This is a genomic window from Streptomyces sp. NPDC045967 (genome assembly GCF_056430495.1).
Map to the genome: position 1 here is coordinate 1 of NZ_JBWKLE010000026.1, position 14,883 is coordinate 14,883.

At 69.0% G+C, this 14,883-nt stretch carries 15 protein-coding genes and 2 pseudogenes; 14 read left to right on the forward strand and 3 right to left on the reverse strand.

Annotated elements, in window-relative coordinates:
* The 6 genes and pseudogenes from AC07FY_RS30695 to AC07FY_RS30720 all read left to right on the forward strand — a co-directional run.
* Window positions 1-281 (forward strand): transposase (locus tag AC07FY_RS30695; RefSeq protein ID WP_479012950.1); only part of this gene is annotated, 281 nt, incomplete at its 5' end.
* 126 nt (window positions 282-407) lie between these two features.
* Window positions 408-956, forward strand: a complete 549-nt coding sequence (locus AC07FY_RS30700; RefSeq protein WP_479012953.1) for a hypothetical protein — start codon at window positions 408-410, stop codon at window positions 954-956.
* Window positions 957-1,238: 282 nt separating this feature from the next.
* Window positions 1,239-1,307 (forward strand): annotated as a pseudogene (locus AC07FY_RS30705) (hypothetical protein); the annotation flags it as partial.
* Between the two features lie 113 nt (window positions 1,308-1,420).
* Complete coding sequence (locus tag AC07FY_RS30710) at window positions 1,421-1,681, forward strand: transposase family protein (RefSeq protein ID WP_479013092.1); 261 nt, start codon at window positions 1,421-1,423, stop codon at window positions 1,679-1,681.
* A gap of 463 nt (window positions 1,682-2,144) precedes the next feature.
* The gene (locus AC07FY_RS30715; protein ID WP_479012956.1) at window positions 2,145-3,317 is read left to right on the forward strand and encodes an epoxide hydrolase family protein; all 1,173 of its coding nucleotides are present in this window, start codon (window positions 2,145-2,147) and stop codon (window positions 3,315-3,317) included.
* Window positions 3,318-3,324: 7 nt separating this feature from the next.
* Entirely contained in the window at window positions 3,325-3,831 is a 507-nt protein-coding gene (locus tag AC07FY_RS30720) for a DinB family protein (protein ID WP_479012958.1), read from the forward strand.
* 13 nt (window positions 3,832-3,844) lie between these two features.
* Here the strand turns inward: AC07FY_RS30720 and AC07FY_RS30725 are convergent, their stop codons facing one another.
* Window positions 3,845-4,396, reverse strand: a complete 552-nt coding sequence (locus AC07FY_RS30725) for a flavoprotein (RefSeq protein ID WP_479012961.1) — start codon at window positions 4,394-4,396, stop codon at window positions 3,845-3,847.
* A 260-nt stretch (window positions 4,397-4,656) separates the two neighbouring features.
* Between AC07FY_RS30725 and AC07FY_RS30730 the strand changes: the two genes are divergently transcribed.
* Window positions 4,657-5,511, forward strand: coding sequence for an NmrA family NAD(P)-binding protein (locus tag AC07FY_RS30730; RefSeq protein ID WP_479012964.1), 855 nt, complete (start codon window positions 4,657-4,659; stop codon window positions 5,509-5,511).
* A 1-nt stretch (window position 5,512) separates the two neighbouring features.
* Window positions 5,513-6,541, forward strand: a complete 1,029-nt coding sequence (locus AC07FY_RS30735) for an AraC family transcriptional regulator (protein ID WP_479012967.1) — start codon at window positions 5,513-5,515, stop codon at window positions 6,539-6,541.
* 85 nt (window positions 6,542-6,626) lie between these two features.
* Here AC07FY_RS30735 and AC07FY_RS30740 read toward each other — a convergent pair.
* Window positions 6,627-6,884 (reverse strand): annotated as a pseudogene (locus tag AC07FY_RS30740) (ABC transporter ATP-binding protein); the annotation flags it as partial.
* Window positions 6,885-7,615: 731 nt separating this feature from the next.
* On the opposite strand from AC07FY_RS30740, the gene AC07FY_RS30745 reads away from it, so the two are divergent.
* The 3 genes from AC07FY_RS30745 to AC07FY_RS30755 all read left to right on the forward strand — a co-directional run bounded on the left by AC07FY_RS30745 (window position 7,616) and on the right by AC07FY_RS30755 (window position 10,267).
* Window positions 7,616-8,158, forward strand: a complete 543-nt coding sequence (locus tag AC07FY_RS30745; protein WP_479012970.1) for a hypothetical protein — start codon at window positions 7,616-7,618, stop codon at window positions 8,156-8,158.
* A 289-nt stretch (window positions 8,159-8,447) separates the two neighbouring features.
* Window positions 8,448-9,317 (forward strand): papain-like cysteine protease family protein, encoded by an 870-nt coding sequence (locus AC07FY_RS30750; RefSeq protein WP_479012973.1) that lies wholly within the window; start codon window positions 8,448-8,450, stop codon window positions 9,315-9,317.
* A gap of 14 nt (window positions 9,318-9,331) precedes the next feature.
* Window positions 9,332-10,267, forward strand: coding sequence for a hypothetical protein (locus AC07FY_RS30755; protein ID WP_479012976.1), 936 nt, complete (start codon window positions 9,332-9,334; stop codon window positions 10,265-10,267).
* A 731-nt stretch (window positions 10,268-10,998) separates the two neighbouring features.
* On the opposite strand, the gene AC07FY_RS30760 is transcribed toward AC07FY_RS30755, so the two are convergent.
* A complete protein-coding gene (locus tag AC07FY_RS30760) occupies window positions 10,999-11,499 on the reverse strand; it encodes a very short patch repair endonuclease (protein WP_479012978.1) in 501 nt (166 codons plus the stop codon).
* Window positions 11,500-11,784: 285 nt separating this feature from the next.
* On the opposite strand from AC07FY_RS30760, the gene AC07FY_RS30765 reads away from it, so the two are divergent.
* The 3 genes from AC07FY_RS30765 (at window position 11,785) to AC07FY_RS30775 (ending at window position 14,795) form a co-directional block, all read left to right on the forward strand.
* Window positions 11,785-13,356: a PIN domain-containing protein gene (locus AC07FY_RS30765; protein WP_479012981.1), complete on the forward strand. Its 1,572-nt coding sequence runs from the start codon at window positions 11,785-11,787 to the stop codon at window positions 13,354-13,356.
* 17 nt (window positions 13,357-13,373) lie between these two features.
* The gene (locus AC07FY_RS30770) at window positions 13,374-13,835 is read left to right on the forward strand and encodes an ASCH domain-containing protein (protein ID WP_479013078.1); all 462 of its coding nucleotides are present in this window, start codon (window positions 13,374-13,376) and stop codon (window positions 13,833-13,835) included.
* Window positions 13,836-14,135: 300 nt separating this feature from the next.
* The gene (locus tag AC07FY_RS30775) at window positions 14,136-14,795 is read left to right on the forward strand and encodes an HAD-IA family hydrolase (RefSeq protein WP_403601098.1); all 660 of its coding nucleotides are present in this window, start codon (window positions 14,136-14,138) and stop codon (window positions 14,793-14,795) included.
* Window positions 14,796-14,883 lie beyond the last annotated feature (88 nt).

The window sequence follows — 14,883 nt, forward strand, 5'->3', positions numbered from 1 at the left end:
ACCGCTCCTACCTGCGCAGACGCGGTATCAAGGCCGTCATTCCAGAGAAGAAGGACCAGGCCGCCAACCGGAAGAAGAAGGGCGCACGAGGCGGCCGGCCCGTCAGCCACGATGCCGACCTCTACAAACAGCGGAACACGGTCGAACGCCTGATCAACAAGCTGAAGGCCTGGCGAGGCATCGCCACCCGGTACGACAAGACACCGGACAGCTACCTCGCCGGTCTCCACCTCCGCGCCGCAATGATCTGGATCGACGACCTGCTCAAGACCACCCAATGATCACGACATCACACAGGCCCTAACGACCTGGAGGAATTCAGGGATCCCTCTGATTCACTGAGGCATATGGGGATTGGGGCATTCATCACACAGGCGCGACGGCTGGCGGCACACGAGGGGCGGTGGATGGCGAGCCTCGGGCTGTGGGTGGCTCGGCGCTCGCACGGGGTCGGGGACGCGGATATCGCTGTCGGGTATGCGCGTGCTCAGACGCCGACGGCGTACGGGCTGGTCTTCGTCTTCGTGGTCGAGACGGTCGGGGTGTCCTTCATGCTCGCCGCGTATCCGGTCGCCCACCTGGTCATGCTGCTTCTCGACCTCTACACGGTGTTTCTGGTCTTGGGGCTGCACGCCGCCGCCGTCACACGCCCACACGTCTTGGGGCCGGGCGAGCTGCGAATACGGCGAGGTGCACGGCTCGATCTGCGGATACCCCTGGAACGGATCGCGTCCGCCCGTTACGACCTCCGCGTCCCGGACACGAACAAGTCCGAGGACGGTGTGCTGGACGTGGCCATCGAGTCGCAGACCTCGATCACTATCGAGCTTACCCAACCAGTCACCACCGTTAGCCTGCTGGGGCGGCGCGCGGAGGTTCATACGGTCCGCTGCCACGCCGACGAACCGCAGACCGCCGTCGCGGCGATCAGGAAGCTGCTGCCGACAGACAGCTGACAGGGCCGACACTGTTACCGCAGGTCGGTCATACGGAACTTCGGACCGTGACATGAGACGGGCCGCCCGAGCTGGGTGAGTTGTGAAGCTGACCTGGGCCCGTGCGGCCTGCTCCCAGCCTGCCCTGTCCGGTGTCTCCCGCGCACAGTGCGGCGAGTTGCTCGAAAAACTCGCGGCTCCGTGGGAGGCAGCGCGCGAGTCCGCGCTACGTGATCATCGTGACGGCCCCCGGCGCCGATCGGTGGGGCTGGACGGAAGCCGAAACTGGTCTTCGTCGACCGGTTGCTGGTCACCCTCATCCACCGGAGGCATGGGCTGCCGCACGCGGTCCTGACCGAGTTCTTCAGCGTGAACCGCTCCACTGTCTCCGCGGCGATCCGCCAGGTCCGTCCCCTGCTCGAGGCCCGGGGTTTCGCAGTCCCCGACCGTCCCGGCCTGAGGTTGAAGACGTTGGAGGACCTCAAGTGCGCCGCCCGCAGGCGGGGCGGCCCGGCCGGCGGGCGTTCGTCTCGGGCAAGCGCAGGCAGAACACGATCAAGACGACGACGCTCAGTGACGGCCAAAGCCGCATGCTGTTGTCCGGTGTCGTCCGCCCGGGCCACATGCATGATCAGACGGCGGTCCGCAGCGAGGGCATCGCCGAGCAGTTCCGCCACCGTTCCGGCGTGAGAGCCGAGGTTGACTCCGGGTATCAAGGGCTGGCCAAGGAGTTCCCGGCCAGGTGAGCGCCCCGCCGAAGAGTCCGAAGGACGACGCCTGCGACGGCGACAAGTACGCCTGGCGCGAAGCGCGGCGCCGCCAGTCCTCGACCCGGATCTGTGTCGAGCACACCAACGCCGAGCTGCGGCAGTGGGCCCCTCTCCGGCGGTTCACCGGACGCCGTGAAACGTATGCCGAGACCCACATCGCAATCGCATGCCTGGTCCCCGACCGAGCCGCCAAGTGGCCCCGACGCCCTCACCCGCGCCATCGCCTACTGATCAACCAACAGTCGAACACCAGAGCAGCACACCCCGAACTCAATTCCTCCCATAGTCGTAAGGGTTGGGCCGGCCCCGGGCGTCGCGTCTTCGGCGAGCGTTAACGGCGTTAACGGCGTTAACGGCGTTCAGGGTCCGGCTCGGGTGAGGGCGTTAACGGCGTTAACGCCGTTAAGGGGGGCGGGGGAGCGCGGCCTAGCATCGGGGCATGGGTGATCTTGGGGTAGAGGTGCGGGAGTTCCGGCTCGATGTGCGGCAGGAGGAGCTGGACGATCTCGCTGCCCGGCTGGAGCGGGTGCGGTGGCCCGATGAGTTGCCCGGGGTGGGGTGGGCGTACGGGATTCCGCTCGGGGAGATGCGCGGGCTCGTGGAGTACTGGCGCGGGGCCTACGACTGGCGGGCGGCCGAGGCGCGGTTGAACGAGTGGCCGCAGTACACCACCGTCATCGACGGGGCCCGGGTGCACTTCGCGCATCTGCGGTCGCCCGAGCCGGGGGCCAGGCCGCTGCTGATGACCCACGGGTGGCCGGGGTCGTTCGTCGAGTTCCAGCGGGTCGCCGGTCCGCTCATCGATCCGCGGGCGCACGGCGGGGATCCCGCCGACGCCTTCCATCTGGTGCTGCCGAGCATTCCTGGCTTCGGGCTGTCCGGGCCGACGACCGAGACGGGCTGGGAGTTCAAGAGGGTCGCGCGGGCCTTCGGGGTGCTGATGGAGCGGCTCGGGTACGCGGCGTACGGGGTGCAGGGCGGCGACTGGGGGGCCGCGATCTCGCGCGAGCTGGGGCGGATCCGGCCGCGGAACGTGGTCGGGGTGCACCTGAACCTGCTGCCGGGGGGCGGGGCGACCGCGGCTCCGGGGGAGGAGGAGCTGGCCGCGCTGAGTCCGGCCGAGCGGGATCGGACCCTCGCGTCCTGGGAGCGGTACCGGGTCTGGGCGCGTGAGCGGCAGGGTTACGCCGACATCCAGGCGACACGGCCGCAGACCCTGGCGTACGGCCTGAACGATTCGCCGGTGGGGCTGCTCGCGTGGATCGGGGAGAAGTTCGCCGAGTGGAGCGACCCCCGGTGCCCGGTCGACCGGGACCAGATGCTGACCAACGTCATGCTGTACTGGCTGACCGGGACCGCCGGCTCCGCCGCTCGGATCTACTACGAGCGGGCGCACGCCGACTACTTCGGGCAGCCGCCCGAGGTGTCGCGGACCCCGACGGCGCTGGCCGACTTCCCCCGGGACAACTTCGTACCGCTGCGGCACGTCGCGGCGCGCACCGACGCCATCGTGCGCTGGACCTCCTACGACCGCGGTGGGCACTTCCCCGCCATGGAGGTGCCGGAGCTGCTGGTGGGGGACGTGCGGGCCTTCTTCCGGGAGCTGTCATGATCAGCCGATGATCGATGAGCAGCGGAGCAGGCCCGTTCTGGACGGCGACGAGCGGGCCACCTTGACCAGCGTCCTGCAGTGGCAGCGGGACACCTTGATGATGAAATGCGCCGGCCTGACCGCCGAGCAGTTGCGGCGCCAGGCGGTGGCCCCGTCCGGGCTGAGCCTGCTGGGGCTGGTGCGGCACCTGGCGGAGGTGGAGCGCGGGTGGTTCCGCAACGTCCTGGCGGGCGAGGACGTGCGCGGCTACTTCCCGAAGGACGAGGCGGGGGAGTCGACGGAGTTCCGCGTCGAGGACGCGGATCCGGCGGAGTCGTTCAGGATCTGGGAGGACGCCTGTGCGCGGTCCCGGCGGATCGTGGAGGCCGCCGAATCCCTGGACGTGACGGGGCACTTCGGCGACCAGCCGTACTCCTTGCACTACATCCTGGCCCACATGATCGAGGAGTACGCCCGGCACAACGGGCATGCGGACCTGCTGCGCGAGGCGATCGACGGGGTGACCGGGGAGTAGGGCGGCGTGCGTGTCAGGCCTGGGGGGCGGCGCCGGCGCGGTCCACGGCGTCCAGGGCGAGCTGCCAGGGGAAGTGGGGCGGGGCGTCCGGGCCGGCCGGGCCGGGGGTGAAACCGGTGTCGCCGTAGAGGACTTCGACGCCGGAGGTGCGCAGGACGGCCAGGGACTGGTCGAACTGGGGATGGGCGGCGAGGGCGGCGTTCGCGCAGGGCATGGCGACGACGGGGAGGCCCTTGCCGATGGCCTCGGCGGCGACCCCGACGGCGAAGCGTTCGGTGAGACCGAGGGCCCAGGAGTTCACCGAGTTGAAGGTGACGGGGGCGAAGAGCAGGGCGTCGGCCGTCGGCCATACGTCGTCCTCCCCGGGCAGCTTGTACTGCCAGCGCACCGGGTGGCCGGTCAGGGCGGCCAGTCCGTCGAGGCTCCCGGCCACCCAGTGCGCCGCGGTGGGGGTGAGACCCAGGCAGACGTCCCAGCCGCGGGTCTGGGCGTCCTCGATCACATGGGCTACGTCGAAGACGGGCGGGGCCGCGGAGCAGAGGAGGTAGAGAGTCTTCATGGTCATGCAGCCAATATGATCATATTGCTCAACCTCGACCGTCCCCGAGTGGCCCTCCTCGTGGCCTCGACCGTCCCCGAGTGGTTCCCCTCGTCTTCGAGCGGCCTCACCCTCTTCGAGTGGCTCCCCACGTCCTCGCGTGGTCTTCGCCGTAGGGGAGTGGCCGGACGACCCCGCCGGTTCCGGCCGAGGTCCTGAGACGCTCGCGTATGGGCCTGAGCTCTTCGGCTATGTGCCGTCTCGTCCGGCTGGACTTGACTGTGTCCATGACGCAGACGACGAACGACCTGACGCAGGACTCCGCCCGCCACACCACCACCCTCGTCATCGGGGGGACCGGCAAGACCGGACGCCGCGTCGCCGAGAAGCTCACCGCCCAGGGGCGCCCGGTCCGGATCGGCTCCCGGGCCGGGACCCCGGCCTTCGACTGGAACGAGCCCGCCGGGTGGCCGGCCGCGCTCGAGGGTGTGGACCGGGTGTACGTGACCTACTACCCCGACCTCGGCTTCCCGGGCGCCGCCGAGCAGGTCGGCGCGTTCGCCGAGGCGGCCGTGGCCGCCGGGGCGCGCCGCCTGGTGCTGCTCTCCGGGCGGGGTGAGGAGGCCGCGCAGCGCGCCGAGGACAGCCTGAAGGCTTCCGGCGCGGACTGGACGGTGGTACGGGCGAGTTGGTTCAACCAGAACTTCGACGAGAGCTTCTTCCTGGACGCCGTACGGGCCGGGGAGATCGCGTTGCCGACTGCGGACGCCGTCGAGCCCTTCGTCGACGCCGACGACATCGCCGACGTGGTCGTGGCCGCGCTGGGCGACGACCGGCACATCGGCCGGACGTACGAGCTGTCGGGCCCGCGCCTGCTGAGCTTCCGCGACGTCGCCGCCGAGCTGTCGAAGGTGACCGGACGGGAGATCGTCTACGTGCCGGTCTCCGATGAGGACTACCGGGCGGTGCTGCACGAGAACGGGCTGCCGGAGGAGTTCGCCGACCTCTTCGCCCTGATCCTGGACGGGCGCAACGCACACCTGGTGGACGGGGTGCGGGAGGTGCTGGGGCGTGAGCCGCGGGACTTCGCCGACTTCGCGCGGATGGCGGCGGCCACCGGGGTCTGGGACGTACGGTCCTGATATGGACACGCTGAGCGGCCTGCTCGAAGGGCCCACCGCACGGGGCGCCTTCATCCAGAAGTCCCTGGTCAATCCGCCGTGGGCGATGCGCATCGAGGACCGTGCCCCGCTGTCGGTGGTGACGATGGTGCGCGGCTCGGCCTGGCTGCTGCCCGACGCGGGGGAGCGGGTGCGGATCAGCCCGGGGGACGTGGCCGTCGTACGGGGACCCGCCCCCTACACGGTCGCGGACGCCCCGGGCACGCCGGTGCAGATCACGGTGGGGCCGGACCAGCGGTGCAGCACGCAGGCGGGCGAGGACGTCAGCGAGTCGATGCTGCTGGGCGTGCGGACCTGGGGTGAGCGGCACCAGGACGAAGGCTCGGCGGTGATGCTGAGCGGCACCTACCTGGCGCCGAGCGAGATCGGGCGCCGGCTGCTGGGCGCGCTGCCCACGATCGTGGTCCGTCCGGCGGGGGCGGCGGACGCGACCTTGATCGCGCTGCTCGCCTCGGAGGTCTCCCGGGACGAGCCGGGGCAGGAGATCGTCCTGGACCGGCTGCTCGACCTGCTGCTGATCGGTGTGCTGCGGGCGTGGCTCGCGGCGCCGGGATCGGGCGCCCCGTCCTGGTACCGGGCGCAGGGCGATCCGGTGGTGGGCCCGGCGCTGCGGCTGCTGCACGAGAACCCGGCGCACGGGTGGACGGTGGCGGAACTCGCCCGCAAGACGGGGGTCTCCCGGGCCTCACTGGCGCGGCGCTTCACGGACGTGGTGGGCGAGCCCCCGGTCGCCTACCTCACCGGCTGGCGGCTCGCGCTCGCGGCGGACCTGCTGCGCGAACCGGACGCCACCGTCGCGACGGTGGCCCGACGGGTCGGCTACGGCAGCGCGTTCGCGTTGTCGACGGCCTTCAAGCGGGTACGGGGGGTCAGCCCGCAGGAGTTCCGTACGAACGCGGCCGCCGCGCGGGGGGCCGGCGCGGTGTGCGGGCCGCCGCGGACCGTGGTCCTGGACGACACCGACCCCGACACCGCCGCCGACACCGCCTAAAGCGAACACGCCTGGCCCGCGAGTACCGCGCTCGCCTCAGCCCTCACTCGTAAGAGCACGTGAGCGAAGGCGCGCGGCCTCCCAGGGCGTGCTTCTCGTCCCAGCGGCGGCGCAGCTCCTGAAACCGGGCGAACCGCTCCTGCCGCGCCTCGGGGAAGGTGCCGAAACCGCCGCCGTGCACCCGGACGTCGGAGCCGGCCGGGCTCGGCTCCACCGCGATGATCCGCTCGGCGGCCCGTTCCAGCAGCTCCTGGTCGTGCGAGACGAACAGCACGGTCTTGCCGGTCTCACCGAGCCGGTCCTCCAGCCACCGTTTGCCCAGTACGTCCAGGTAATGGTCGGGAGCGATGGGATGTCGTCGCCCTCGGGCGGAGCGAGGGATTCCTTACCGCTCGTAACAAGGGGAATTCGTCCGGTAGTAAATAGGTGAATCGCTGACTGAATTTCCGTCAGCAAGCCTCACTCGATTATCTCGATTTCATAACGACATAACGGAAATGGCCTGGACCTTTGCGTATCTACACGAGTAACTCCCTTGCGCCCAAGGTTAGTTGATAGATCATCAGATGCAACCCCCAAGGTAACAGTCGGATATCTCGAAGCCCATTCCCGTTTGTCCGAATTCTCCATCGCACCCGTCTGGCAGGCTTCCGTGCACCCACTCCTCCGGCCAGGAATTGAGGTGCGCATGACGGGTTACCGTCGGAAGAAACGTGGACACCGGCGCAAACCGCGCCGGTTGATGCTCCTCTCCGCCGCCACTGCGTCGGCCGCGGCATCAGCGGGTGGCATCGCCTACTTCGGGCTCGGCGGCAACGCCCAGGCGGGGACCCCCGCTCAGGCCGACGCTGCCGCGGACGTCCTCACACCGGCCGCCGCGCCGGCCCGTGACGCGGAGCCTGCGCCCATGGCGGACGCGCCCGCCAACGACACGACGCGCGGCATGGTCTACGACGGCCTCAAGGCCGCGCCCGAGGGCGACAAGTGTGTCGGCGTCCACCGCACGGAAGCCGGACTGTGCAGCCACGGTCCCGACGCCCCGCCGAAGGGCGTCGACCAGGGAGCACCACAACAATGCGTATACGGCACAGCCCCCCGGCACGTACCGGACTCGGGGTCCTGTTCCTCCTCCTCGCCCAGGTCCCGGCCCTGGCGATCCCGACCCAGGCCCACGGCGACACCGTCAAAGTCGTGATCACCGGGCAGCGGGAAGGCCACCTCACCGCCGACATCACCCGGGAGCACGACGGGGACGCCATCGAGGAGGCGGTCGCCGCCACGGTGAACGCGAGCAGCGCGGACGGCACCCGCACCGGGGGCACCTGGAGGCTGGTCCGGGATTCCGGCACGCGCACCGGCGGAAGCACGCCAGAGGGCCTGCCTGCCGGCACCTGGAAGGTGCACGTCCACATCGGGTTCCCCTCCCGCGGACGCGCCGAACGCGAGGTCTCCGTACCGGTCGCCGACCCGGCACCGCCCAGCACTTCCGCCGTGCCCACCGCTCCCGTTCCTGCTCCTGCGAGCCCTTCGGCCGCAGCCGTGCCTCGTCTGCCGCACCCGCCCAGCCCGCCCCGGCCGGCGACGGGAGCGCCTTCTCCTGGACCGCGACGGGCTTGACCATGGCTGCCCCCGCGGGGGCCGCTTCCGGGAGGCTGCTGGTCCGCCGGGCCCGAGCCCGCAGGCAGCCTCGGGGCGACGGGCGAAGCGGTCCGTAACCAGCGCGAAGTGTGAGCCCAAGCATCGTGGCGGCCGTGACGTTCCCACGCCGTTCCGTCCGCCAACTGTCTGACTGTCCGTCATCCATCGGTATGTCGCCGCCGAGCCAGGCGCCCTACGACATCTGTCGCGCAGACCGGACGACCGGGCTGCCGGGCAGGCAATTCCCATATTTTTCAGATCAAGGAGCATGATGCACAAACGTCGCGCGTCCCGCCGCAAGAAAGCGCTGATAGCCGCGATCACCGCCGCACTCTCCGGCGGTCTGCTGTTCGGCTTCAATACCCTCGCCCAGGCCGATGTGGTCAGCGGCACGGTCATCGGCGGGCAGGGCAACTACCAGACCGTCAACCATCGGGCGAAGCCGTCCCTCTCGGCCCAGGTGAAGGGCTCCTCCAGGGTGGGCGCCAAGATCCAGATGTCCTGCCGGACCACCGGCGACACCGTCGAGAACAACCCGCGGTGGATCTACACCGGCTCGTACTACATCGCCGACGCCTTCATCAGGGAAAACACCACCCCCCTGCCGGTCTGCGGTTCGACCCCGAACCCGAAACCAACCCCCACTCGGCCCCCCACGACCGCGAAGACCCTCCCGATCGACATGCAAAAGCAGGTCAGGACCCAGTGGTGCTGGGACGCCTCCGGCGTGACCATCGCCAAACACTGGGGCCGATCCGTCAGCCAGGAGCAGTTCTGCCAGCTCGCCGCCCAGGGAACCTGGGTGAACTGCAACAACCAACCCGCGACGCTGGAGGACATGGCCAATGGCCTGGCCAGACTGGGACTGAGGAACAGCGGCCGCAGCCTGTACCGCAACGCCTCGTTCGGCGAGTCCGCCGCCGAGATTGACGCAGGCCGGCCGTTCGCCGTCCGCTTCGGCTGGCGCACCGGCGGCGGTCACATGAACGTCATCTACGGCTACGACAGCGCCACCAACATGATCGCGGTCGGCGACCCGTGGCAGACCACCCAGACCTACACCTGGTGGAACCACTCCACTTACGCGAACAACAACTCGTTCCAGTGGACCCACTCCCGCATCGGCATCCAGGGCTGAGGAGCAGACCGACCATGCACACCACGCGACACCCCAAGCACGTGGCAGTCCGGGCCGCCGTCCTCGCCACGACGGCACTCGCCGCCGCCCTGAGCGCAATCGTTCCCGCACAGGCCGCGGAGGGCGACGGCATCGCCGGTTACCAGTCCGCCCAGCAAGCCCTCCGGAGCGAGCAACTCCACGACACCGTCTCCCGCTTTCTGGTCTCGGCCCGACAGCCCCGCACGGCCCCCGCCGCGGACGGCGGCGCCGTCGGCACCCCCAACAACGCACCCGCGGCGGTCGCCGCGCCGCCCGGGTTCGATCTCAAGAAGGACCCGGTGCCGATGTTCGAGATCAGCCCCGAGTTCGTGACCGGCAAGACCCAGGCAACCCCGCAGACCGCACTCCGGCTCTCCTACCTGGCCTCCCGGGTGACCGCCTCCGACGGCAAACACGCCGCCGTACTGCTCGCACCCAAGGGGAACCCCGCTACGCCGGGAAGCGGTCCGCAAAACGTCGGTGCCGAAGGCTGGCAGCTGGCCGGCATCCGCGACGGGGACGCCGAGGTCGGCTTCGCCGAGCGCGGTACTCCCCAGGCCCGTACCTTCACCGAGCCGCAGATCCGCGCCTGGTACCGGCTCACCGCCGACGGCATGGTCGAGCCGCTCAACGAGGAGGCGACCACCGGCCTCGGCGGAAAGCGCGGTGTCACCCTCGCCGCCTACCAGAAGCTGGTCACCGCGCGCTACGGCGACAAGATGCCCGGCTCGGAGTACGACCGCAGGGGCCTGGCCGGCGGGTACGCCGGCCTCGCGGAGGATCAGCCGGAACAGGTCGCCGTCGCGTCCGGGACGCCGGTCGCCGACGAGTCCTGGCAGCCGATCTCCGTCACCGCGGCCGCAGCCCTGGCGGCGATCGGCGGTGCGGTGGTGTACGCGCGCCGCCGGCAGACGGCCGGCGTCCGCTGACCCGACCCCGTGCAGGCCGGGCCCCCTCCGTGCGCAGCCTGACGACTTCCATCGTCGGATGCGCATGAGCTCGGGAAGGGGGCCCGGCCGTGCGGTGCACGTCGGTACCGACGTGGACCGCATGCGGTCGTGGACCGCTGCCGGCGCTACCTGGGCCCAAGCAGCAGTGAGCCTTTTCAGCTCCCTCACTGATCGGGTGCTGCTCCTGCCTGGCCTTCGCAGGTCACCGCGTACTGCGCCGCAGGAACGAAGCCCAATGTGGAAGGGCTCACTGTGTAACGGCTGCGAGGCCAGGCTGGATCTGACGGCGGCTCCAGCGCCCAACGCACACCCTTCACATCACGAAGCCCACATCTGCAAGGCCCTGGCCGGCGACTTTCTTTCACCTGCTTCGGCCTGCACTGTTCCCTGTGACGCACCACGTGGCGTGCGTGGCGATCCTTGAGCCGGCAAAGAAGGACGCCTGACCTGCGGTTTTGCGCGTGCGCGGGATGTGCCGTGTGGGCGTTACGGGCGATGTCTTGACGCTGAGATGACGCCCGTGACGCTCATTTGACGCTCGTTCTGATGAGGTGTCAGGTCAGGGCTGGGTCGCTCAGGTCGTTCCCCTCCCCGTCCTGCTGACTACGCAAGGCGTCTTCTACGTCGACTGGGTGGCGCTGGGCGTTGTGGTGGCTCCCTTACGGCTGAGAGCCCCGTCCCGCGTGTGTTCGGATGCCGCACGCGCTCCTCTACGAGCCCTCGGTCGCCCGTTCCGACACGGGCGACCAGGTGCTGATGGCCAGGGCGCGGGGATGCCCCCGGGTGGCGAGCGCTGCCGCCACCCGCTCGACCGCGCCGTCGACGGTCTCGTGTTCCCAGATGCGGAGGGGCAGCCAACCGATCAGCGCGAGGTGGGCATCGGTCTCCTCGTCGCGGCGGGCGTTTCCCCGAAGCTTCTGCCGCCACCATTCCGAGTTGTGTCGGGGCATATGCAGGTGACTCGGGCAGGCGTGCCAGAAGCAGCCCTGTACGAACACGGCGGTGCGCCACTTCGTGAACGTGACGTCGGCGCGGCGACGCGGCATGCCGACGATCGGCAGGTCCACGCGGTAGCGGAAGCCCAATGAGTGCAGAGCCCGGCGAAGCGTAAGCTCCGGAGTCGTGTCCCGGCTTCGCTGAGCGACCATGACCCTCCGCGTGTTGGCATCGCGCGGCGCCGGCGTCCCCCTGCGGCGTTCCTGAACTCTCACGTCTGATCAACCATCGGGGTGCCTCGCCGTTACGGGCGTCGTACCGGTGATCCGCCCGGGCCGTTCACGATCGCTGCTCATGCTGCGACCGAACTCGGCATCGTGCTCCTTCCCGGTTTCACCGAGGGGTTGTGGGCAGCGGTCGGACGTGATTGTGCGACGGGCAGGCCTCAGGAGCCGGATAGCAGCGCCGTGACCGTGGATTGAACGAGTTGGGCCGCCGCGAGGCTCGACCTTGGTCATGATGACCTGTTCACCGAGGTGCGAAGCGACGCCCTGCTGGTCGTGACTGTCCACCACAGCGTCTTCTCCGGACTGCGGGGCGAGGGTGCTGAGCGGGCTGTCGAGGAGTCGAAGGCCCTTGAAGCCGGCTGGCTAGCGGACCTGATCGAGCTGACATACACACCGCAGCTCCTTCTTGATGTGCACGAGATCGAGAACCGTGAGGCGAGACAGCGTCAGCGCAACGGTCTGCCCCAGCTTCGAGCGGCGTCGCCTGACGGGGCGGCGGTATCGGTTCGCCAGCAGGAGATGCTTGCAGCCCTGAGCAAAGAACTGCCGGAATTGCTGATCGACGGCAAGATGCGTGCTCGACTGCGCTACGTGGCCGAGACTTCCTGCGCCGGGCTGCAGGTGTTGGTGACGCGCGATCCCGAGTTGGAGAGGCTGGCTGATATCGCTTGGGATGTGGCGCGCGTTCGGGTGGTGTCGCCGGCCATGGTGACACTTCATGTGGACGAGCTCCGCCAAGCCCAGGTGTACCGTCCGGCGGATCTCATGGGGACAGCCTTCTCGATGGAGGAAGTCGCATCCGGGAGTGAAGGTGAGTTGGTCGCCTTCTTCGAGCAGACGGGCGGCGACACAGGAACCGCCTTCGTGGAGCGATTGAAGGCGCTCGGCGCGGATGGCGTGCTGTGGCGGAGAGAGCTGCTTCGGGACGGCGACGGGCATCCGGTGGCCCTCTATGCCTGGGCGATGGATGGTCGCACGTTGAACGTCGCCATCCTGCGCACCGCTTCCCATCCATTGGAGGAGACGCTTGCCCGGCAGTTGCTCTTCATGCTCAAGCGGCTGGGGCGAGATCGAGGCGCGCAGATCGTGCGCATTGCTGATCCCTATCTCTCCACAGCCGCCAGGTCTGCTCTGGGTGCCGACGGATTCACCGAGGACGAGCGCGGCTTCGCGGCACTCATCGTCGATCTCTGCGGGCCGGCTGAGGCCGTTTCGGAGGCGGCAGGAGAGATTGCCGCACGTGCTGGCCGTACGGCGCCGCGCTTGGATGCTCGTGCTTCACCGGAAGTCGTAAGCGTAGCTGAGCGAGCCTGGTGGCCTGCGAAACTCATCGACACCGCCCTTCCTTCCTTCGTCGTTCCTGTTCGGCCTCTTTGGTCCACAGAGCTGTTCAACGTGCCGGCCATGCTCGTGCCGCGTGACGACGTGCTCGGGATCAGCCGTGAGCACGTCTACTACCGGTCTGCTGGCCATCGTGGGGAGAGCGTTCCTAGCAGAGTCCTTTGGTACGTCAGTCGGGGGACTGCTGGGCAGCAAGGGATGATGGCCGTCGGCTGCTCGCGGCTGGACGAGGTGATAGTCGATGACCCTGACTCCCTCTTCTCGCGATTCGAACACCTGGGCGTATACGGTCGTGCTGACGTGCGTGCGCAAGCCGAACCGACGGGCAAGGTAATGGCGTTGAGGTTCTCGGACACGGAGATCGTCCCTGCGCAGGTGACGCGCTCGCGATTGACCTCGTTGGCTAAGGGCTTGGGGCTAACGTGGAAGACGCCGATGTCGATGATGAAGATCGACAGCGCGCTGTTCCAGGCCGTGTACGAAGAGGGGCACCGAAAGACGTGAGCGATCCGGAGCGAGCGATGCTGCTGTCCGTCCGCCCGCGGTTCGCCACGGCGATCCTGGCTGGAACCAAGACGGTCGAGGTGCGCCGTCAGCGCGTCGCAGCCCCACCTGGAACTCCGGTGCTCCTCTACGCGACCGCGCCCACGATGGCCATCGTGGGCATGGCTCGGATCGCCTCCGTGCAGGTGGCTTCGCCACGTGAGGTGTGGTCGGCGAGCCGTGCGAGTGCAGGTATCAGTCGCCGAGAGTATGACGAATATATGAGCGGGGCGACCCGCGCCAGCGGCCTCTCGCTAGAGGCACCTGTCACCTTCCAGGACCCCGTTCCGCTGTCTGCGCTGCGGGCCGCAGGACCCTTTCACCCGCCTCAGAGCTACAGGTACTTGACCGATGAGGACCTTCGCAGGCTGTCTGAAGCGGCGCCGGACAAGGATGCCTCCACCCTGCACGAGGCACTGGTGGACCGGGCGCCTTCCTAACTGACGCGAAGGTCACGTGACGTGATTGGGAGCTCGGCCGGACGGCACCGAGACCGGTGACTTCTTGGGGCCAGGCAAGGAAACGGTACCTTCTGGCTCAGGCTCGGCGTGTGTCGCGGATCCGTGCGGGCGGAGACAGGCTGAGGGAGGTGCTCGTGGGTGAGAGCCTCTGCCCAACGGCTGCCGGGCAGAGGGCGGGCAGTTGGTCCAGGGTTAGGTGACTTCTCCCCGTGTGCTCTGACCGGTGGATGCGCGGTAGCGTCCCCGTATGAGTCCGATCTCGGAAGGGGCGAACGCCGGATGGTGCGCGGGGGCAGGGCTGACGGGGACGGGCAGCTGGGGTTGATCCTGGATTTCGCGGGGGTGCTCACCGCCAGCCCCATCGAGGTCCACCGGGCCTGGTGCGTGTCTGAGGGGCTTGAACCCGGGGCGTGGCGGGCGACGCTCAACGATCATCCGGAAGGTCGGCGGTTGTACGCGGCGTTGGAGATCGGGGAGATCGGGCAGGCCGAGTGGAATGAAGGAACAGCAGCTCTCCTGGGGAAGCACGTGGACCCCGTGAACCTGATGGGACGGGCCTGGGTCGACGTTCCTCCGGCGCGTCGGATGATCGCGCTCGCTCGGGCCGCACGGGCTGCCGGCCACCGGCTCGCGCTGCTGTCCAATAGCTTCGGCCTCGATCCGTTCAATCCGTACGAGCACGTGGGCATCTGGGACCTCTTCGACGTGCACGTCGTGTCCGAGCTGGAGGGGATGGCGAAGCCGGACTCGGCTATCTACCGGCTGGCCCTGGAGCGGATCGGGTTGCCTGCCGAGCGGTGCGTGTTCGTGGACGACCATGAGGTGAACCTGCCGCCGGCTGCCGAGCTGGGCATCACGACTGTTCACGCCACCGACGAACACAGGGCGGTCGCCGAGCTGGAGGCTCTTCTCGGCGTCACGGCTGTGCTCACGGTCTGAGCGTCAACTGCCGCCTGGCCGAAGGCTGTCCACCGCCCCGTTTCTGTGAGTACTGTCCGTGTGGGGCCCATCACGCGGAGGTTCTGGA